This is a genomic window from Streptomyces thermocarboxydus (assembly GCF_024760485.1).
Lineage (GTDB): Bacteria > Actinomycetota > Actinomycetes > Streptomycetales > Streptomycetaceae > Streptomyces > Streptomyces cellulosae.
The window spans coordinates 5,141,572-5,160,235 of sequence record NZ_CP058273.1; the positions used below are offsets into that span (position 1 = coordinate 5,141,572).

Sequence of the window (18,664 nt, forward strand, 5' to 3'; positions counted from 1 at the left end):
CTCCGGCGCGGGGACGGACCGCCCGCTCAGCGGGTTCTGAAGACGGTCAAGGAATGCTCCTCGCGGCAGCGGGGGTCTGTCCCCGCCCGCCGGACGACGCGGGCGGGGACGATTTGCTTGCGGAGCCGGATACCCTGGAGGGCAGCCCAACCGCCCCCGACCCCGAGGACCGACGCCGCCGTGTTCGACACCCTCTCCGACCGCCTCAGCGCGACCTTCAAAAACCTCCGCGGAAAGGGCCGGCTGAGCGAAGCGGACATCGACGCCACGGCGCGTGAGATCCGCATCGCCCTCCTGGAAGCGGACGTGGCCCTGCCTGTCGTCCGCGCGTTCATCAAGAACGTCAAGGAGCGTGCGCTCGGCGCCGAGGTCTCCAAGGCGCTCAATCCGGCCCAACAGATCATCAAGATCGTCAATGACGAGCTGATCCAGATCCTCGGCGGCGAGACCCGCCGCCTCCGCTTCGCCAAGCAGCCCCCCACCGTGATCATGCTCGCGGGTCTGCAGGGTGCCGGTAAGACCACCCTCGCGGGCAAGCTCGGCAAGTGGCTCAAGGACCAGGGCCACTCCCCGCTCCTCGTCGCCGCCGACCTCCAGCGCCCCAACGCCGTCAACCAGCTCAGCGTCGTCGCCGAGCGGGCGGGCGTCGCCGTCTACGCGCCCGAGCCGGGCAACGGCGTCGGCGACCCGGTGAAGGTCGCCAAGGACTCCATCGACCACGCCCGCGCCAAGGTGCACGACATCGTGATCGTGGACACCGCGGGCCGCCTGGGCATCGACCAGGAGATGATGCAGCAGGCCGCGGACATCCGTGACGCGGTCAGCCCCGACGAGATCCTCTTCGTCGTCGACGCGATGATCGGCCAGGACGCGGTCAACACCGCCGAGGCCTTCCGCGACGGCGTCGGCTTCGACGGCGTGGTGCTGTCCAAGCTCGACGGTGACGCCCGCGGTGGTGCCGCGCTGTCGATCCGGCAGGTCACCGGCAAGCCGATCATGTTCGCGTCCAACGGTGAGAAGCTCGACGACTTCGACGCCTTCCACCCGGACCGGATGGCCTCCCGCATCCTCGACATGGGTGACCTGCTCACCCTGATCGAGCAGGCGGAGAAGACGTTCAGCCAGGAAGAGGCCGAGCGGATGGCCTCCAAGCTGGCGTCGAAGAAGGGCCAGGACTTCACCCTGGACGACTTCCTCGCCCAGATGGAGCAGGTCCGCAAGATGGGCTCCATCTCCAAGCTGCTCGGCATGCTCCCCGGCATGGGCCAGATCAAGGACCAGATCAACAACCTGGACGAGCGGGACGTCGACCGCACCGCCGCGATCATCAAGTCGATGACGCCCGGCGAGCGCCAGGACCCGGCGATCATCAACGGCTCGCGCCGCGCCCGTATCGCCAAGGGTTCCGGTGTCGAGGTCAGCGCCGTGAAGAACCTGGTCGAGCGGTTCTTCGAGGCGCGGAAGATGATGTCCCGCATGGCGCAGGGCGGCGGCATGCCGGGGATGCCCGGGATGCCGGGCATGGGCGGCGGCCCGGGCCGCGCCAAGAAGAAGCAGAAGCAGGCCAAGGGCAAGCAGCGCTCCGGCAACCCGATGAAGCGCAAGCAGCAGGAGCAGGAGGAGGCCGCGCGGCGCGCGGCGGCGGCCCAGGGCGGAGGTGCCTTCGGTCTGCCGCAGCAGGGCGGCAAGGACTTCGAGCTGCCCGACGAGTTCAAGAAGTTCATGGGCTGAGGCCGCTCACGACGGCCGGACGAACGCCGCAGGGGCGCTCTCCTCGTACGGAGGAGGCGCCCCTGCGGCGTTCGTTCGTTGTGGGTGCCCGTGCCGGTCAGGGCACGCGCGCGACGAGGTACCGGAACACGTTCGGCATCCACACGGTGCCGTCCGCGCGCTGGTACGGGTGGAGGGCCTCGGTCAGTTCCTTCTCGACCTGCACCCGGTCGGTCGCGGTGATCGCCGGGTCGAACAGACCCGTCGACTTCAGTCCCCGTACGGCGCTGTCCGCGTCCGCGTAGCCGAAGGGGCACGCCACCCGGCCCGAGCCGTCGGGCCGCAGTCCCGCGCGCTCGGCGACCCGCTCCAGGTCGTCGCGCTCGATGGGGCGCCAGGCGTCCGCGCCGCGCAGCGGTTCCGCCAGCTTGGCGGCGACCCGCAGCACGGTCGAGGTGGTGCAGCGCTCGGGCGGGCCCCAGCCGGCCAGCACCACGGCCGCCCCGCGTCCGGCCAGCGGCAGCGCCTCGGCGAGCAGCTCGCCCAGTCCCTCCGCGTCGCCGGCGAGGCACCCGATCGGTTCGAAGGCCGTGACCACGGTGTATCCGGCGGCGTCGGCGGGGCCCGCCTCGGCGGGGGAGCCCTGCACGATCCGGGTGCCGGTGCGCGTGGGGGTGTCCCGCTCGTCCGGCAGCAGCCGTTCCCGGGCGAGGGCCAGCCGGTCGGACGAGGTGTCCACGCCGGTGATCGCCGCGCCGCGGGAGGCCGCCATCAGCAGGGCCAGTCCCGATCCGCAGCCGAGGCCCAGCAGCCGGGTCGCCGGGCCCACGTCGAGTCGCTCGTACACCGCCTCGTAGAGCGGGACGAGCATCCGCTCCTGGATCTCGGACCAGTCACGCGCGCGTGCCCGCAGGTCCACGCGCGGGGCCGCCCCCGTGCGTGACGGGTGCTGCCGCACGAGCGTAGGTGTCATAGGTAAGCGCCCCAATCAGCCGAGAGTTGCCGCAGTGCCCGTTTTCCTGGCCCCCGTGCAGTGCGCCCGCACACCCCCCGTATGCCAGGTAACTCCGCCCTCGACGTGTCGTCCAGTGGAAGGAGGCGGCCGTTTGGTAGTTGCTCGTGCCAGTGGCAAGAATTCACATTCCGGTAATCGGGGGCCGCCCGGACGGTCACGGCGGGGACGTCCGCGGAACGGTTCCGGCCATCGGCGGCGGCGCTTCGCCGGGCGGGCCAGGGCCGGTTCGCGGTGCCGGGAGCGGACCCGGTAGGTTCTGCCGTCACGGCGTTCCGGGTGGACCGGACGCCGCCTCCCGCCACGAGCGCGGCCGAAAGGTCTCTTGCGCGGCCCGTGAGGCGCACGCGCACCGGCGCGTGCGGACCGGGTACACGCGGGGGCGTACGTCAGCCTACGCACCACCTTGCGGTGAGCTGCGAGGCTTCTCCGCAGATCAGCGCACCCGTGGTCGTCAGGACGCATCAGTGCCAACTGACGGGTACGTGCAAATTATTTGGGATGCCCCGGAATCGGAACACAGAGGCACCCAGGCTCGTTGTCATTACGTGAGCACGACACAGACACCACCTGTTCTCGCCGCAGAGCTGGCACAGGCGTGGGCCGACATTCAGCGGTACCACCCCGAACTGCCCGATCTTGCCGCGCCCGAGTCCCTGATCGGGGAGTCGTCGTCCGCGTGCGGGCACGAACTCTCCTTCGAGCGACTGCTGCACGAGGCAGTCCACGGCATCGCCGCCGCGCGCGGCGTGCGCGACACGTCCCGAGCCGGGCGGTACCACAACCGCAGGTTCCTGGCCATCGCCGAGGAGCTGGGCCTGGACCACCCCGAGGAGCCGCACCCGAGCAGCGGCTTCTCGCTGGTCACGCTCACCCCCGAGGCGAAGCGCCGGTACCGTCCGACGACGGAGCGGCTCCAGCGTGCCCTCAAGGCCCACACCGCGGCGACGGCGGGCGACAGCGCCCGCAGCTTCCGCGGTCCGGCCGCGCGGCACGGCTCGTCCGGCGGCGGGGTGCGCGTGAAGGCGGTCTGCGACTGCGGCCGCAACGTACGCGTCGTCCCGTCCGTGCTGGCGCAGGCGCCCATCGTCTGCGGCGGCTGCGGCAAGCCGTTCCGTATCCCGGAAGTCGTCGCGGCGAGCTGAGGCCCCGGCACCTCGTGGGTGCCGGGGTCCCAGCCCCGCCGGCCACCGGGCGCACCCGACGCGAAAAGCACATGCGCCGGGTGCCGCTTCGCCGTGCCCACGTGCGCTCACCCCGCGGCCGTCCGGCCCCTCAGGGTGTGGCACAATGGCTAGCTGTACTCGACAGCCGCACAGGACCCCTCTCTCCTCCGGCTGACGCGTCCATCGGGCACTCGGGTACCGCAACCCCACGCGGCCGTCCCGCCGTGCCCAACCACGTCAAATCCAGGAGAACCCACTCCCGTGGCAGTCAAGATCAAGCTGAAGCGTCTGGGCAAGATCCGTTCGCCTCACTACCGCATCGTCGTCGCCGACTCCCGTACCCGCCGTGACGGCCGGGCCATCGAGGAGATCGGCAAGTACCACCCGACGTACAACCCGTCGGTGATCGAGGTCGACGCCGAGCGCGTGGCGTACTGGCTCTCCGTCGGCGCCCAGCCGACCGAGCCCGTGCTCGCCATCCTGAAGAAGACCGGCGACTGGCAGAAGTTCAAGGGCGAGCCCGCCCCGGCGCCTCTGCTGCAGCAGCCCGAGAAGCCCGCCCGTCCGTCCTTCGAGGCGATCGGCGGCGACGACGAGGGCAAGGGTGAGGCCATCACCCAGAAGAAGAAGGCTGAGAAGAAGGACGAAGCTGCCGCTGAGTCCGCGTCGACCGAGGCCTGAGCATGCTCGAGGAGGCTCTCGAGCACCTCGTGAAGGGCATCGTCGACAACCCTGACGATGTGCAGGTCGCCTCGCGCAACCTGCGCCGCGGTCGCGTGCTCGAGGTCCGGGTCCACCCGGACGACCTCGGCAAGGTGATCGGCCGCAACGGCCGCACCGCACGCGCGCTGCGCACCGTCGTGGGCGCCATCGGCGGCCGCGGTGTCCGTGTCGACCTCGTCGACGTGGACCACGTCCGCTGACGCCGTAAGCAGCACCGGCTCGGGCCGGGGAGGGCCACTGGGCCGTCCCCGGCCCGCAGTCGTATGACAGGAGAACGAACACAGTGCAGCTGGTAGTCGCGCGCATCGGCCGCGCCCACGGGATCAAGGGCGAGGTCACCGTCGAGGTCCGCACCGACGAGCCCGAGCTGAGGCTCGGCCCCGGCGCCGTGCTGGCCACCGACCCGGCCTCCGTGGGGCCGCTGACCATCGCGAGCGGCCGGGTGCACAGCGGCCGCCTGCTGCTGCGCTTCGAGGGCGTCCACGACCGCACCGGCGCCGAGGCCCTGCGCAACACCCTGCTGATCGCCGACGTCGACCCCGAGGAACTGCCCGAGGGCGAGGACGAGTACTACGACCATCAGCTGATCGACCTGGACGTCGTCACCAAGGACGGCGAGGAGGTCGGCCGGATCACCGAGATCTCCCACCTGCCCACCCAGGACCTCTTCGTCGTCGAGCGCCCGGACGGCACCGAGGTGTACGTGCCGTTCGTCGCGGAGATCGTCACGGAGATCGACCTGGAGGAGCAGCGCGCGGTCATCGACCCGCCGCCCGGCCTGATCGACGACCGCGCCGAGGTGGCCTCCGCCCGCGACGCCGCGGAGAGCGGGGACGACGCCCGATGAGGCTCGACGTCGTCACGATCTTCCCCGAGTACCTCGACCCGCTGAACGTCTCCCTGGTCGGCAAGGCGCGCGCCCGCGGACAGCTCGGCGTGCACGTGCACGACCTGCGGGACTGGACGTACGACCGGCACAACACCGTCGACGACACCCCGTACGGCGGCGGTCCCGGCATGGTCATGAAGACCGAGCCCTGGGGAGAGGCGCTGGACACGGTCCTGGCGGACGGCTACGAGGGCGGCGCGCACCAGCCCGCCCTGATCGTCCCCACCCCGAGCGGCCGTCCCTTCACCCAGGAACTCGCCGTCCACCTCTCCGAGCGCCCCTGGCTGATCTTCACCCCGGCCCGCTACGAGGGCATCGACCGCCGCGTCGTCGACGAGTACGCCACCCGTATGCCGGTGTACGAGGTGTCCATCGGCGACTACGTGCTGGCCGGCGGCGAGGCCGCGGTCCTCGTCGTCACCGAGGCGGTGGCGCGGCTGCTCCCGGGCGTCCTCGGCAACGCCGAGTCGCACCGCGACGACTCCTTCGCCCCCGGCGCCATGGCCAACCTGCTCGAGGGCCCCGTCTACACCAAGCCGCCGGCCTGGCGCGGCCGGGAGATCCCGGACGTGCTGCTCAGCGGCCACCACGGGAAGATCGCCCGCTGGCGGCGGGACGAGGCGCTGCGGCGGACCACCGAGTACCGCCCCGACCTCATCGAACGCTGCGACCCCAAGGCCTTCGACAAGAAGGACCGGGAGATGCTGTCCATCCTCGGCTGGGAGCCGGACCCCGAGGGGGAGCCGTACGGCCGATTTTGGCGCAGGACCGGCGGCGTGGAACAATAGGCCGCTGTTGTGCGCCGTCAGGCGAGCGCCCCTGCCGCAGGGGGACACGACGCCCGCCCCGCACCGCACAGCCCGATCCGTTACCTAGTGCCGTTGATGACCTGCGGCATCAGCGAAGAAAGCAGACGACATGTCTCACCTGCTCGACTCCGTCGACACCGCGTCGCTCCGCAGCGACGTCCCGGACTTCCGTCCCGGCGACACCGTCAACGTCCACGTGCGCGTCATCGAGGGCAACCGCTCCCGTGTGCAGCAGTTCAAGGGCGTGGTGATCCGCCGCCAGGGTTCCGGCGTGCGCGAGACCTTCACGGTCCGCAAGGTCTCCTTCTCCGTCGGCGTCGAGCGCACCTTCCCGGTGCACACCCCGATCGTGGAGAAGATCGAGCTCGTCACCAAGGGTGACGTCCGCCGCGCCAAGCTGTACTACCTGCGTGAGCTCCGCGGCAAGGCCGCGAAGATCAAGGAGAAGCGCGAGAACTGAGCGCTTTACCGGCGTCATATCGCGGACGGATAGCATCTGGCCCCGATGGACACCGAAGCACAGCCGACGGAGCGCGACCGCTCCCTCCCTCCGCACCCCGAGGACTTCTCGGGCGCGCCGGGGCCGGAGGGGCGGTCGCGTTCCGCGTTGGTCCCGCGCTTCACGGACCGGCTGCCCGGCGGGCGGATCACCGTGACCCTGCTGCTCTGCCTGTTGTTCCTGCTGGCGGTCAACCTGTTCGTGGCGCGGCCCTTCGAGATCCCGAGCGGATCGATGGAGAAGGGATTGAGGGTCGGGGACCGCGTTCTCGTAAACAAGTTGGCATACACCTTCGGCGACGGACCCGCCCGCGGTGACGTGATTGTGTTCGACGGCACCGGGTATTTCGGTGACGCCGACTACATCAAACGGGTCGTCGGGGTGGGCGGGGACCATGTCGTCTGCTGTGACGGGGAGGGGAGGATCCGGGTGAACGGCCGGTCGGTCGACGAGTCGGGCTTCCTGTTCCCCGGCGACAGTCCCTCCGCGGTGCGCTTCGACGTCGTCGTGCCCGAGGGGCGGCTGTTCGTCCTCGGTGACCACCGCGGCAGCTCCCGCGACTCGCGTGACCGACTCGGGTCGCCCGGCGGCGGGATGGTGCCGGTGGAGAAGGTGGTCGGGCGCGCGGAGGCCGTCGTGTGGCCGTTCGGCCGCGCCGGCCGCCTGGCGCCGACGGACGCGTACGCGAAGGTGCCGGCGGGGGAGGCATCCGCGCACGCGGCCGCTCCGACGGGAGGCGGCCATGGGTAACCGCGGCAAGCCCCGCGGCGTGCCGGCCGGCGCCGCCGAGAACCTGCTGCCCACCGGGGCCCGGCGGGCCGTGTCCCCGGCCTCCGGCCGCACCCGCGCCGAGCGGCGCAAGCTGCAGCGCAAGGTCAAGCGCCGCCGCAGGCGCGGCGCCGTCAAGGAGATCCCCCTCCTCATCGGCGTCGCCGTCCTGATAGCGCTGGTGCTGAAGACGTTCCTCGTGCAGGCGTTCGTCATCCCGTCCGGCTCCATGGAGCAGACGATCCAGATCGGCGACCGCGTCCTCGTCGACAAGCTCACCCCCTGGTTCGGGTCCAAGCCGCAGCGCGGTGACGTCGTCGTGTTCAAGGACCCCGGCGGCTGGCTCCAGGACGAGCGGACCACGGTGAAGAAGGAGGACCCGGTCGGCGTCAAGCAGATCAAGGAGGGCCTCACCTTCATCGGTCTGCTGCCGTCGGAGAACGAGAAGGACCTGATCAAGCGCGTCGTCGGCATCGGCGGCGACCGCGTCCAGTGCTGCGACGCCCAGGGCCGCGTCACCGTCAACGGCGTCCCCCTGAACGAGGACTACCTCTACCCCGGCAACGCCCCCTCGCTGACGCCTTTCGACGTCACCGTGCCGGAGGGCCGCCTGTGGGTGATGGGCGACCACCGCGCCAACTCCGCGGACTCCCGCTCGCACCAGGACACCGACTACGGCGGCACCGTCTCCGAGGACGAGGTGGTGGGCCGCGCCATGGTCATCGCCTGGCCCCTCGGCCACTGGAACACACTCGACGAGCCCACGACGTACGCCTCCGTGTCCGACTCGGCGCCCGGGTCGATCGCCGGGGCCCCGTCGTCGCATAGGGTTGCCCCGGACGATCCCGGACAGCGTGAAGAGATTGTCCGACTCCCGAGCCCTGCGGAACTCCCGCTCGTTATGGGAGTGGTGGGCCTGCGCCGGGCATGGCGCGGGCGGCGGCAGAGAGTGAGGAGTCGGCGTGGGGGATGTGGCGGTAGGCGCACGGTCCGGTCAGGGCGGCGAGGAGCACCGCGGACACTCCGCGGGACCGGGCGACCCGGGCGCGGGCCACGCCGCGTTCTCCGGGAGTGACGGGCGTGTGGTCGAGGACGGCGGAGTGAACGAGGACGGGACGCGGACCGGCGGTCAGGAACCGGACGGCCCCGAGAAGGACCGGCCGAAGAAGCAGCAGCGCTCCTTCTGGAAGGAGCTGCCGATCCTCATCGGTATCGCGCTCGTCCTGGCGCTGCTGATCAAGACGTTCCTCGTCCAGGCGTTCTCGATCCCCTCCGACTCGATGCAGAACACCCTCCAGCGGGGAGACCGGGTCCTGGTCGACAAGCTGACCCCGTGGTTCGGCTCCGAGCCGGAGCGCGGCGAGGTCGTCGTCTTCCACGACCCCGACAACTGGCTCGCGGGCGAGCCGACCCCCGACCCCAACGCGCTGCAGAAGGTCCTCAGCTGGATCGGCCTGATGCCGTCCGCGGAGGAGAAGGACCTGATCAAGCGGGTCATCGGCGTCGGCGGCGACACGGTCGAGTGCAACGGCACCGGCCCCCTGAAGGTCAACGGCAAGGCGCTCAACGAGCCCTACGTCTACCCGGGCAACACCCCGTGCAGCCAGGACGACCAGGGAGGCCAGTTCAAGGTGAAGGTCCCCGAGGGCCACATCTGGGTCATGGGCGACCACCGGCAGAACTCGCGGGACTCCCGCTACAACACGGCCGACAAGAACCAGGGCTTCGTCCCCGTCGACAAGGTCGTCGGCCGTGCCGTGGTCATCGCCTGGCCGATCAACCGCTGGACCACCCTGCCCGTCCCGGACACCTTCGACCAGCCCGGGCTGAACACCCAGGCGCAGGACGCGGCGGCCCTGACGGTCGCGCCTCCCGCGCTCGCGCTGGCCGGCGCGGTGCCGTTCGTGCTGTGGCGGCGCCGTCGCGACTGAGGCGAGGAACCCCCGGTGCCCGCACCGGGGGCGCGGGAGGGCTGACCCGCCCGGGTACCGCCGGGTAGGGTGCCGCCCATGAGTGGTCAGAGCACGACGCGTACGGTCCCTGGCAGCGGCGGATCTGGCACGGCACGGACCGGCCGGACCGGGCAGGTGCTGTCCAACGTGGCCGTCGCGCTCGGGCTGGTGCTGTTCCTCGGCGGGTTCGCCTGGGGAGCGGTGGTCTACCGGCCCTACACCGTGCCGACCACCTCGATGGCCCCGACGATCGACGCGGGCGAGCGGGTGCTGGCCGAGCGCGTCGACGGCGGCGAGGTCCGCCGCGGCGACGTCGTCGTGTTCCGCGACGCCACGTGGTCGAACGCGCCCATGGTGAAGCGGGTCGTCGCCGTCGGCGGCGACACCGTCGCCTGCTGCGAGGACGGCAAGCTCACCGTCAACGGCAAGGAGATCGACGAACCGTATCTCCCCGACGACCCGATGGCGCGGTCCTCCGTCTTCCCCGAGGTGACCGTGCCGAAGGGCCGCCTGTTCCTGCTCGGCGACGAGCGCTCCGGGTCGCTCGACTCCACGGCTCATCTGACCGACGCCGCCGGCGGCACCGTCTCCCGCGACGCCGTCCAGGCCCGCGTGGACGCCGTGGTCTGGCCGATGGACGGCATGCTCGCCGAGCCCACCGGCTTCAAGACGCTCGGCCCGCTCTCCACACCCGGACCGCTGGCGAGCGTGCTCGCCGCGATCGTCGGCGGGGCGGTGCTGGTGCTGGCGGGAGCCGCGTACGGGCCGCTGGCCAAGCGTGCGGCCGCCTCCCGGGCCCGCGCAGGGGCGGGGAGCAGCGGTGGCCGCTGAGCCGGCCCCGGCCGCACCGGACACGTACGAGGGCGGGCTGCGCCGGGTCGCCCGGGTGGTGCTGCTCGACCCGCGGGACCGCATCCTGCTGCTCCACGGCCACGAACCGGACGACCCCGCCACCGACTGGTGGTTCACCCCCGGCGGCGGCGTGGAGGGCGACGAGACCCGTGAACAGGCCGCCCTCAGGGAACTCGCCGAGGAGACCGGCATCACCGACGTCGACCTCGGCCCGGTGCTGTGGCGGCGGCGCTGCTCCTTCCCCTTCGCGGGCCGTCAGTGGGACCAGGACGAGTGGTACTACCTGGCCCGTACGTCGCAGACGGCCACCGCGGCGACGGCCCTGACCGAGCTGGAACGGCGCAGTGTCGCCGGAGCGCGCTGGTGGACCTGCCCGGAACTGCAGCACGCCCGTGAGACGGTGTATCCGACCAAGCTCGCCGGGCTGCTGCGGACACTGCTCGACGAAGGCCCCCCGGCCGCGCCCGTGACCCTGGACACCGAAATCGTCCGGTGACTCCCGGGACTGGCGCACAATGGTGGGATCGCACGGCTGAAGGGGAACATGCCATGAGCGCCGAGGACCTCGAGAAGTACGAGACCGAGATGGAGCTGAAGCTCTACCGGGAGTACCGCGATGTCGTCGGTCTGTTCAAATACGTGATCGAGACCGAGCGGCGCTTCTACCTCACCAACGACTACGAGATGCAGGTCCACTCGGTGCAGGGTGAGGTGTTCTTCGAAGTGTCCATGGCGGACGCCTGGGTGTGGGACATGTACCGGCCGGCTCGCTTCGTGAAGCAGGTGCGGGTACTCACGTTCAAGGACGTGAACATCGAGGAGCTGAACAAGAGCGATCTGGAGCTGCCGAGCGGGTGAGGCAGAGCGGCCGTGAGGCTGTGAGGCGTGCGGGTTCACCCTCGCGGGTGGCGGAGTTGTCCACAGTCGCCGGGTTGTGCACGGGGCCCGGCGCGGGTCGGCGGTGATGCGTGACGGTTGGCGCCGGAGGTGGTGCCGACATGGACGCACGGCAGAACACGCAGGTACACGGTGAGCGCGGCGGGCAGGCCCGCGGGGCGCTCGGCAGGTACGGGGAGACACTGGCCGCGCGGCGGCTGACCCAGGCCGGGATGACGGTGCTGGCGCGCAACTGGCGCTGCGGCAGGACCGGCGAGATCGACATCGTGGCGCGGGACGGCGACGCCCTGGTCGTCTGCGAGGTGAAGACCCGCCGCGCCGATTCCTTCCAGCACCCCATGGCCGCGATCACCCCGGCCAAGGCGAGCCGGCTGCGCGGCCTGGCGGAGCGCTGGCTCCAGGAACACGGGGGAGCACCGCCCGGCGGCGTCCGCATCGACCTGGTCGGCGTGCTGCTCCCGAGGCGCGGCGCCCCCGTCGTCGAGCACGTCAGGGGGGTGGCCTGACATGGGATTCGCCCGTACGTGCTCGGTGACGCTCGTCGGCGTCGAGGGCGTGGTCGTCGAGGTGCAGGCCGACCTGGAGCCGGGAGTCGCCGCGTTCACGCTGGTGGGACTGCCGGACAAGAGCCTGACGGAGAGCCGCGACCGGGTCAGGGCCGCCGTGGTCAACTCCGGCGCCGAGTGGCCGCAGAAGAAGCTCACCGTGGGGCTGAGCCCGGCGTCGGTGCCGAAGGCGGGCTCGGGTTTCGATCTCGCTGTCGCATGCGCGGTCCTCGGCGCCTCGGAGCGGATCGACCCCCGCGCCCTGTCCGACATCGTGATGATCGGCGAGCTGGGCCTGGACGGACGGGTGCGTCCGGTACGGGGCATCCTGCCGGCGGTGCTGGCCGCGGCGGACGCGGGCTTCGAGCAGGTGGTGGTGCCGGAGTGCGCCGCCGCCGAGGCCGCCCTGGTGCCGGGCGTGTCCGTGCTGGGCGTGCGCAGCCTGCGCCAGCTCGTCGCGGTCCTCACCGACGAACCGGTGCCCGACGAGGAGCCCGAGGAGCCGGACCGGCCCGACCCGCTGATGGCGGGGCTGCGTGAACTCGGCGGCGGAGGAATCACCGGCATGAGCGGCGGCCCCGGCCGGTACGACCAGGAGCACGACCTCGCCGACGTCGTGGGCCAGCACGCGGCGCGCACGGCGGTCGAGGTGGCCGCGGCGGGCGGGCACCACCTTTTCCTGGAAGGCCCGCCCGGAGCAGGCAAGACGATGCTCGCCGAGCGGATGCCGTCCGTCCTGCCGCCGCTGGACCGCCAGGCGTCCCTGGAGGTGACGGCCGTGCACTCGGTGGCGGGCCTGCTGCCGCCGGGCCGCCCGCTGATCGACACCGCGCCCTACTGCGCCCCGCACCACTCGGCCACCATGCAGGCCCTCGTGGGCGGCGGCCCGGGGACAGGCCGGCCGGGAGCGGTGTCCCTGTCTCATCGAGGCGTGTTGTTCCTGGACGAGACCCCCGAGTTCAGCAGCAAGGCGCTGGACGCGCTGCGCCAGCCGCTGGAGGCGGGGCACGTGGTCATCGCGCGCAGCGCGGGCGTCGTGCGCTTCCCGGCGCGCTTCCTCATGGTGCTGGCGGCCAACCCGTGCCCCTGCGGCCGGTTCTCGCGCATGAACGACCGGTGCGAGTGCCCGCCCTCGGCGATCCGCCGCTACCAGGCCCGCCTCTCCGGCCCGCTGCTCGACCGGGTCGACCTGCGGGTCGAGGTCGACGCCGTCACCCGTGGAGAGCTGACGGCGGCGGGCGCACGGGGTGAGACGACCGCGACGGTCGCGGAACGGGTGCGTGCCGCCCGGGAACGCGCCGCCGCACGACTCCACGGCACGCCGTGGCGCCTCAACAGCGAGATCCCGGGCCGGGAGCTGCGCAGCCGCTGGCAGGCCGCGCCGGGCGCCATGGACGAGGCCGAGCGCAGCCTGGAGCGGGGCGTGCTGACCGCGCGGGGGCTCGACCGGGTGCTGCGGGTCGCGTGGACGATCGCCGACCTGGCCGGCCACGACCGCCCCGACGCGGGCGACGTCGCGCTGGCGCTGCAACTGCGCACGGGCGTGCCGCGCGGGGTGCCGATGGCGATCGGGGCGGGGGTATGAGCGGGGCGAGCGGGCCGGTCGGCCCGCCGTGGTACTTGGAGCCGACGGGTCCGGCCGGGCAGGCGGGGCGCGGTGACCGGCCGCGACCGACCGAGCCAGGCGGTCTGCCTGGAGGAGCCGGGGATGCCGGTCCGGCGCGACCACCCGGCCCGGACGGCCCGTCCGGGGATGCCGGGCAGGGAGGTCTCCCGCGACCGACCGGCCCGACCGGTCCGCCGGGAGGGGCCGGGGACGACGGCCCGGCGCGACCGATCAGCCCTGGCGGCCCTCCTGGGGAGGCCGGGCATCAGGTCGTCTCGCGACCGACCGGCATGGCGGGCCCGCCTGGAGCGACCACGCTCGACGGCGCCCCGCGACCCACCAGCCACGGCGGCCTCCTCGGCCGGATCTTCCTCACCCGCGTCCTCGAACCCGGTGACGAGACCGGCGGCCGCTGGGTGCGGGAGTTCGGGGTGGACGGTGTGGTGCGGCGGCTGAGGCAGCGCGGCGAGCCCTTGCCGGGCGTCAGTCACAAACGGTGGGCGGGGCTGCTCGCCCGGGCCGAGCGGGCCGACCCGCGCCGGGACCTCGCCGTCGCTCAGGACGCCGGCGTGCGGTTCGTATGCCCGGGGGACGCCGAGTGGCCCGGTCAGCTCGACGACCTCGGGGACACCCGCCCGCTCGGCCTGTGGGTGCGCGGCACCGCGGACCTGCGGCTCTGGGCGCTGCGTTCGGTCGCCCTCGTCGGCGCCCGTGCCTGCACCGAGTACGGCGCGTTCATGGCCGCCACCCTTGCGGCGGGACTCGCCGAGAAGGGGTGGATCGTCGTCTCCGGCGGCGCCTACGGCATCGACGGCGCCGCCCACCGCGGGGCGCTCGGCGCGGGCGGCGCGACCGTCGCCGTGCTGGCCTGCGGGGTGGACCGCCCCTACCCGCGCGGACACGCCGGACTGATCAACCGGATCGCGGAACAGGGGCTGGTGGCCGGTGAGTTGCCCCCTGGCGAGCATCCCACGCCCAGCCGCTTCATCCTCCGCAACCGTGTGATCGCCGCCCTCACCCGGGGCACGGTCGTCGTCGAGGCGGCCCATCGCAGCGGCTCCCTGGCGACCGTCCGCGCCGCCCGCCGCCTGGGACGCCACACGATAGGAGTGCCGGGCCCGGCCACCAGCGGCCTCTCCGCAGGGGTGCACGAACTGCTCCGGCAGGACGCGGTCCTCGTCACCGACGCCGACGAGATCGCCGAACTGGTCGGCGACATGGGAGAGCTCGCCCCCGAACGCAGAGGACCCGTCCTGCCCCGTGACCTGCTGGATCCGGCGGTCCGCCAGGTCCTCGCCGCGCTGCCGGCCCGCAGGGCGGCCCGCCCGGACGACATCGCCCGCACGGCGCAGACCACCCCGGACGACGCGATCGCGAAACTGTACGAGCTCCGAGCACTTGGTTACGTCGAACGACACGGCGACAGCTGGAAGTTGACGCGCCAGGCGATGATCTCGGTCCGGGGTGGTGCCGATGTCCGTTGACGCAGCGTGTTCGGCCGTCCGGGGGAACCCCGACACGCCCTGGAAAATACGTCAGTTGGGGTATCCGGGTGATCACGCAGAGCGACGGCTGTGCCCCGGCGGGACGGCCCCCGGAACGTATCTGCGCACGGCCCGGCCGCCGTTCTTCGCGCACCGCGACGCCGCAGTCACGCTACGCTCACGAGGGCTCATACACGGACAGCCCAGAACAGACACCAGAACAGACATCGGACAGACCACGCACCCAGGCAGTACCAGCCCACGGCAGAACGGCACTAGGCGACGAATGCCCCAGCACACCTCCGGGTCCGACCGGGCGGCGATCCCCCCAGCCGCCCGCGACGGTGGCAGCGTGCGGCCGCCCGCTCCCTCGACGCTCGACGAGCTGTGGCGGTCGTACAAGGCGACGGGGGACGAACGTCTGCGGGAGCAGCTGATCCTGCACTACTCACCGCTGGTGAAGTACGTCGCCGGCCGGGTCAGCGTGGGGCTGCCGCCCAACGTCGAACAGGCGGACTTCGTCTCCTCCGGGGTCTTCGGACTGATCGACGCGATCGAGAAGTTCGACGTCGACCGCGAGATCAAGTTCGAGACGTACGCGATCACCCGGATCCGCGGCGCGATGATCGACGAACTGCGGGCGCTGGACTGGATTCCCCGCTCGGTGCGGCAGAAGGCGCGCAACGTGGAGCGCGCCTACGCCACCCTCGAGGCGCGGCTGCGGCGCACCCCGACGGAGAACGAGGTCGCCGACGAGATGGGCATCACCGTCGGCGAGCTGCACGCCGTGTTCAGCCAGCTGTCGCTCGCCAACGTCGTCGCCCTGGAGGAGCTGCTGCATGCCGGCGGTGACGGCGGTGACCAGCTCAGCTTCATGGACACCCTGGAGGACACCGCCGCAGACAACCCGGTGGAGGTCGCCGAGGACCGGGAGCTGCGCCGCTTCCTGGCGCGGGCCATCAACACCCTGCCCGAGCGGGAGAAGACCGTGGTCACGCTGTACTACTACGAGGGCCTGACCCTGGCCGAGATCGGCAATGTGCTGGGCGTCACCGAGAGCCGGGTGAGTCAGATCCACACCAAGTCGGTGCTCCAGCTGCGCGCCAAGCTGGCCAGTTTCGGCCGCTGACCTGTCGCTGAGCCCGGCCGGTGCACGGGGTGACCGGCCGGGCGAACCCCTGGCCGCGGTGGGCGGGGCGTCCGTAAAGTGGACGTCGTGCCAAGGATTCGAGCGGCCTCCGTGGCCGAGCACCGGTCGATGCAGCGAGCCGCCCTGCTGGACGCGGCACGCTCCCTGCTGTCCGAGGGCGGTACGGAGGCGCTGACCTTCCCGGCCCTCGCCGAGCGCACGGGCCTCGCCCGGTCGTCCGTGTACGAGTACTTCCGCTCGCGGGCGGCCGTCGTCGAGGAGCTGTGCGAGGCCGACTTCCCCGTCTGGTCGGCCGAGGTCGAGGCGGCGATGGCGGACGCCGAGGGCCCCGAGGGCAAGATCGAGGCATACGTCCGCAAGCAGCTGGAACTGGTGGGGGACCGGCGGCACCGCGCGGTCGTCGCGATCTCCGCGAGCGAACTCGACGCCGGCGCCCGGGAGAAGATCCGCGCCGCCCACGGCGGGCTGATCGCGATGATCGTCGACGCGCTCGCAGAGCTGGGGCACGCCGAGCCGCGCCTCACCGCGATGCTGCTCCAGGGCGTGGTCGACGCCGCCGTACGCCGGATCGAGCTGGGGGCGGCCGAGCACCCCGACGTGATCGTCCGGGCGGCGGTCTCCCTGGCCCTGGACGGCGTCCGGGGCTGAAGCCGCCCTCCCGTCCGCCCAGGCGCCCCCGCGCGACTCAGGGCAACGGCGCCCCGAGCACCGGCAGGAGCCGGGACGGGCCCCGGTGCAGCAGCCACGGGGGCAGCAGCGAGAGCGGGTCCAGGTAGGTCTCGCCCCGCAGCAGACCCCAGTGGACGCACGGCGCCGTGCAGTGGGAGCCGCCCGCCTCCACCGTGCCGATCACCTCGCCCGCCCTCACCTCCGCGCCCTCCTCGACCGAGGCGCGGACGGGTTCGTACGTCGTGCGCAGCGGTGGATCCCCGGTCCCGGCGAGCTCCACCGACACGACGCCCTTCCCGGCCACCCGGCCCGCGAAGGACACCCGGCCGTCCGCGACCGCCCGTACCGGCGTCCCCGTAGCCGCGGCGAGATCCACGCCCCGGTGCCCGGGCCCGTACACACTCGCCGGCGGTTCCCAGCCACGCAGCACCCGCGGACGTACCCCCAACGGCCATGTACGGCCGATGGCCGGAACGGCGCCGTCGTCCGCGCCGGGGAGCGCCCCCACGACAGCCACCGGCGACCCGGCAGCCCCCGCCGCGAACAGCCGTGACGCCGGCGGCGCCAGCAGCGCCGCCACCGTCACGGCCACCACCAGCAGCAGCCGCACGCACCGCCTCGGCCAGCCCTCCCGCCCGCGCTCATCAGCCAATTCGCCCCGTTCGCGCCGCCCATGTCCCTCACTCCGTCCCAGTCCTCGCATGGCGGAAGCGTCTCCCGAAGACGTGGTCTCCGCCGGGACCTGTGGACGGACGGCCGGGTTGTGGACAACGGCGTCACCCGGCACCCCGCGGGTCCCGTACACTTCTGGTGGCGACCCGGGCCACCGGGTCGACTTCGCACGCCCCGACATCGGGACCGGTCACGGCCGTGGCCCGGTGTCAGCGCCCCTCGGTCCTTCGTGGCACGGCGCGTCGTGGGCGTCAGGCGCGGAAGCCGTCCGGCATCCGCGGCACAACCGAGAAATTCAAGGAGATACGGCCATGGCCGTCGTCACGATGCGGGAGCTGCTGGAGAGCGGCGTCCACTTCGGTCACCAGACCCGTCGTTGGAACCCGAAGATGAAGCGCTTCATCTTCACGGAGCGCAACGGCATCTACATCATCGACCTGCTCCAGTCGCTGTCGTACATCGACCGCGCCTACGAGTTCGTCAAGGAGACCGTGGCCCACGGCGGCACGGTCATGTTCGTCGGCACGAAGAAGCAGGCGCAGGAGGCCATCGCCGAGCAGGCCACCCGCGTCGGCATGCCCTACGTCAACCAGCGCTGGCTGGGCGGCATGCTCACCAACTTCTCGACCGTCTACAAGCGTCTGCAGCGCCTCAAGGAGCTCGAGCAGATCGACTTCGAGGACGTGGCCGCCTCCGGCCTCACCAAGAAGGAGCTGCTGGTCCTCTCCCGCGAGAAGGCGAAGCTGGAGAAGACCCTCGGCGGTATCCGCGAGATGCAGAAGGTGCCCAGCGCCGTCTGGATCGTGGACACCAAGAAGGAGCACATCGCGGTCGGCGAGGCCCGGAAGCTCAACATCCCGGTCGTCGCCATCCTCGACACCAACTGCGACCCCGACGAGGTCGACTACAAGATCCCGGGCAACGACGACGCGATCCGCTCCGTCACCCTGCTCACCCGCGTGATCGCCGACGCCGTCGCCGAGGGCCTCATCGCCCGTTCCGGTGGCGCCGGCGAGGGCAAGGGCGAGAAGGCCGCCGGCGAGCCGCTGGCCGAGTGGGAGCGCGACCTGCTCGAGGGTGAGAAGAAGGCCGAGGAGGCCGCTCCGGCCGCCGCCGAGGGCGAGAAGCCGGCCGAGGCCCCCGCCGCCGAGGCCCCGCAGGCCGAGGCCGAGCCCAAGGCCGAGCAGGCCTGACCGCTCCGTCAGAGCCGATGACGGCGGGAGCGGTGACATGACGTCCGCTCCCGCCGTTCACCCGTAGA

Annotated in this window: 21 protein-coding genes; 19 read left to right on the forward strand and 2 right to left on the reverse strand. The window is 72.1% G+C overall.

What is annotated here, in order from left to right:
- Positions 1 to 180 precede the first annotated feature (180 nt).
- The gene (ffh, locus tag AY578_RS23865) at positions 181 to 1,731 is read left to right on the forward strand and encodes a signal recognition particle protein (protein WP_189903422.1); all 1,551 of its coding nucleotides are present in this window, start codon (positions 181 to 183) and stop codon (positions 1,729 to 1,731) included.
- A gap of 97 nt (positions 1,732 to 1,828) precedes the next feature.
- On the opposite strand, the gene AY578_RS23870 is transcribed toward ffh, so the two are convergent.
- A complete protein-coding gene (locus AY578_RS23870; RefSeq protein WP_258905424.1) occupies positions 1,829 to 2,683 on the reverse strand; it encodes a methyltransferase domain-containing protein in 855 nt (284 codons plus the stop codon).
- Positions 2,684 to 3,270: 587 nt separating this feature from the next.
- Here AY578_RS23870 and AY578_RS23875 point away from each other — a divergent pair.
- From AY578_RS23875 to AY578_RS23955, 17 genes are all read left to right on the forward strand, one after another.
- Positions 3,271 to 3,867 carry a hypothetical protein gene (locus AY578_RS23875; protein ID WP_189903426.1) on the forward strand — a complete coding sequence of 199 codons (597 nt, stop codon included), beginning with the start codon at positions 3,271 to 3,273 and terminating at the stop codon, positions 3,865 to 3,867.
- Positions 3,868 to 4,149: 282 nt separating this feature from the next.
- Positions 4,150 to 4,569 carry a 30S ribosomal protein S16 gene (gene rpsP, locus AY578_RS23880; protein ID WP_019523266.1) on the forward strand — a complete coding sequence of 140 codons (420 nt, stop codon included), beginning with the start codon at positions 4,150 to 4,152 and terminating at the stop codon, positions 4,567 to 4,569.
- Positions 4,570 to 4,571: 2 nt separating this feature from the next.
- On the forward strand, positions 4,572 to 4,811 hold the full coding sequence (locus AY578_RS23885) for an RNA-binding protein (RefSeq protein WP_003973401.1): 240 nt from the start codon (positions 4,572 to 4,574) through the stop codon (positions 4,809 to 4,811).
- An 83-nt stretch (positions 4,812 to 4,894) separates the two neighbouring features.
- On the forward strand, positions 4,895 to 5,458 hold the full coding sequence (gene rimM / locus AY578_RS23890) for a ribosome maturation factor RimM (protein ID WP_258905442.1): 564 nt from the start codon (positions 4,895 to 4,897) through the stop codon (positions 5,456 to 5,458).
- Entirely contained in the window at positions 5,455 to 6,288 is an 834-nt protein-coding gene (trmD, locus tag AY578_RS23895) for a tRNA (guanosine(37)-N1)-methyltransferase TrmD (protein ID WP_258905443.1), read from the forward strand. Before rimM ends, trmD begins: the two co-directional genes overlap by 4 nt.
- Before the next feature lie 130 nt (positions 6,289 to 6,418).
- Positions 6,419 to 6,769: a 50S ribosomal protein L19 gene (rplS, locus tag AY578_RS23900; protein WP_006130445.1), complete on the forward strand. Its 351-nt coding sequence runs from the start codon at positions 6,419 to 6,421 to the stop codon at positions 6,767 to 6,769.
- Positions 6,770 to 6,814: 45 nt separating this feature from the next.
- Positions 6,815 to 7,558, forward strand: a complete 744-nt coding sequence (lepB, locus tag AY578_RS23905) for a signal peptidase I (protein WP_258905444.1) — start codon at positions 6,815 to 6,817, stop codon at positions 7,556 to 7,558.
- Positions 7,551 to 8,651 (forward strand): signal peptidase I, encoded by a 1,101-nt coding sequence (gene lepB, locus AY578_RS23910; RefSeq protein WP_136238605.1) that lies wholly within the window; start codon positions 7,551 to 7,553, stop codon positions 8,649 to 8,651. Before lepB (AY578_RS23905) ends, lepB (AY578_RS23910) begins: the two co-directional genes overlap by 8 nt.
- Entirely contained in the window at positions 8,539 to 9,507 is a 969-nt protein-coding gene (gene lepB, locus AY578_RS23915) for a signal peptidase I (protein WP_037778337.1), read from the forward strand. Before lepB (AY578_RS23910) ends, lepB (AY578_RS23915) begins: the two co-directional genes overlap by 113 nt.
- A gap of 78 nt (positions 9,508 to 9,585) precedes the next feature.
- Entirely contained in the window at positions 9,586 to 10,359 is a 774-nt protein-coding gene (lepB, locus tag AY578_RS23920; protein ID WP_026243591.1) for a signal peptidase I, read from the forward strand.
- A complete protein-coding gene (locus AY578_RS23925) occupies positions 10,349 to 10,876 on the forward strand; it encodes an NUDIX hydrolase (protein WP_019523273.1) in 528 nt (175 codons plus the stop codon). Before lepB (AY578_RS23920) ends, AY578_RS23925 begins: the two co-directional genes overlap by 11 nt.
- Positions 10,877 to 10,929: 53 nt before the next feature.
- Complete coding sequence (locus tag AY578_RS23930) at positions 10,930 to 11,238, forward strand: DUF2469 domain-containing protein (RefSeq protein ID WP_003993268.1); 309 nt, start codon at positions 10,930 to 10,932, stop codon at positions 11,236 to 11,238.
- 140 nt (positions 11,239 to 11,378) lie between these two features.
- A complete protein-coding gene (locus AY578_RS23935) occupies positions 11,379 to 11,783 on the forward strand; it encodes a YraN family protein (protein WP_136238606.1) in 405 nt (134 codons plus the stop codon).
- Position 11,784: 1 nt separating this feature from the next.
- Positions 11,785 to 13,407, forward strand: a complete 1,623-nt coding sequence (locus AY578_RS23940) for a YifB family Mg chelatase-like AAA ATPase (protein ID WP_028961757.1) — start codon at positions 11,785 to 11,787, stop codon at positions 13,405 to 13,407.
- Between the two features lie 311 nt (positions 13,408 to 13,718).
- Positions 13,719 to 14,912, forward strand: coding sequence for a DNA-processing protein DprA (dprA, locus tag AY578_RS23945; protein ID WP_019523276.1), 1,194 nt, complete (start codon positions 13,719 to 13,721; stop codon positions 14,910 to 14,912).
- Positions 14,913 to 15,198: 286 nt separating this feature from the next.
- A complete protein-coding gene (whiG, locus tag AY578_RS23950; protein WP_019523277.1) occupies positions 15,199 to 16,041 on the forward strand; it encodes an RNA polymerase sigma factor WhiG in 843 nt (280 codons plus the stop codon).
- A 111-nt stretch (positions 16,042 to 16,152) separates the two neighbouring features.
- On the forward strand, positions 16,153 to 16,710 hold the full coding sequence (locus tag AY578_RS23955) for a TetR/AcrR family transcriptional regulator (RefSeq protein WP_136238651.1): 558 nt from the start codon (positions 16,153 to 16,155) through the stop codon (positions 16,708 to 16,710).
- A gap of 37 nt (positions 16,711 to 16,747) precedes the next feature.
- Here the strand turns inward: AY578_RS23955 and AY578_RS23960 are convergent, their stop codons facing one another.
- Positions 16,748 to 17,317: a M23 family metallopeptidase gene (locus AY578_RS23960; RefSeq protein ID WP_420341332.1), complete on the reverse strand. Its 570-nt coding sequence runs from the start codon at positions 17,315 to 17,317 to the stop codon at positions 16,748 to 16,750.
- A 397-nt stretch (positions 17,318 to 17,714) separates the two neighbouring features.
- On the opposite strand from AY578_RS23960, the gene rpsB reads away from it, so the two are divergent.
- Positions 17,715 to 18,596, forward strand: a complete 882-nt coding sequence (gene rpsB / locus AY578_RS23965) for a 30S ribosomal protein S2 (RefSeq protein ID WP_019523280.1) — start codon at positions 17,715 to 17,717, stop codon at positions 18,594 to 18,596.
- The last annotated feature ends 68 nt before the right edge of the window (positions 18,597 to 18,664 follow it).

Bases quoted from the DNA above. Each gene is read 5' to 3' on its own strand.
- AY578_RS23870 (WP_258905424.1), bottom strand. From the start codon at position 2,683: ATGACACCTACGCTCGTGCGGCAGCACCCGTCACGCACGGGGGCGGCC.
- AY578_RS23885 (WP_003973401.1), top strand. From the start codon at position 4,572: ATGCTCGAGGAGGCTCTCGAGCACCTCGTGAAGGGCATCGTCGACAAC.
- trmD (WP_258905443.1), top strand. From the start codon at position 5,455: ATGAGGCTCGACGTCGTCACGATCTTCCCCGAGTACCTCGACCCGCTG.
- rplS (WP_006130445.1), top strand. From the start codon at position 6,419: ATGTCTCACCTGCTCGACTCCGTCGACACCGCGTCGCTCCGCAGCGAC.
- lepB (WP_258905444.1), top strand. From the start codon at position 6,815: ATGGACACCGAAGCACAGCCGACGGAGCGCGACCGCTCCCTCCCTCCG.
- lepB (WP_136238605.1), top strand. From the start codon at position 7,551: ATGGGTAACCGCGGCAAGCCCCGCGGCGTGCCGGCCGGCGCCGCCGAG.
- lepB (WP_026243591.1), top strand. From the start codon at position 9,586: ATGAGTGGTCAGAGCACGACGCGTACGGTCCCTGGCAGCGGCGGATCT.
- AY578_RS23930 (WP_003993268.1), top strand. From the start codon at position 10,930: ATGAGCGCCGAGGACCTCGAGAAGTACGAGACCGAGATGGAGCTGAAG.
- AY578_RS23935 (WP_136238606.1), top strand. From the start codon at position 11,379: ATGGACGCACGGCAGAACACGCAGGTACACGGTGAGCGCGGCGGGCAG.
- AY578_RS23940 (WP_028961757.1), top strand. From the start codon at position 11,785: ATGGGATTCGCCCGTACGTGCTCGGTGACGCTCGTCGGCGTCGAGGGC.
- dprA (WP_019523276.1), top strand. From the start codon at position 13,719: ATGGCGGGCCCGCCTGGAGCGACCACGCTCGACGGCGCCCCGCGACCC.
- whiG (WP_019523277.1), top strand. From the start codon at position 15,199: ATGCCCCAGCACACCTCCGGGTCCGACCGGGCGGCGATCCCCCCAGCC.
- rpsB (WP_019523280.1), top strand. From the start codon at position 17,715: ATGGCCGTCGTCACGATGCGGGAGCTGCTGGAGAGCGGCGTCCACTTC.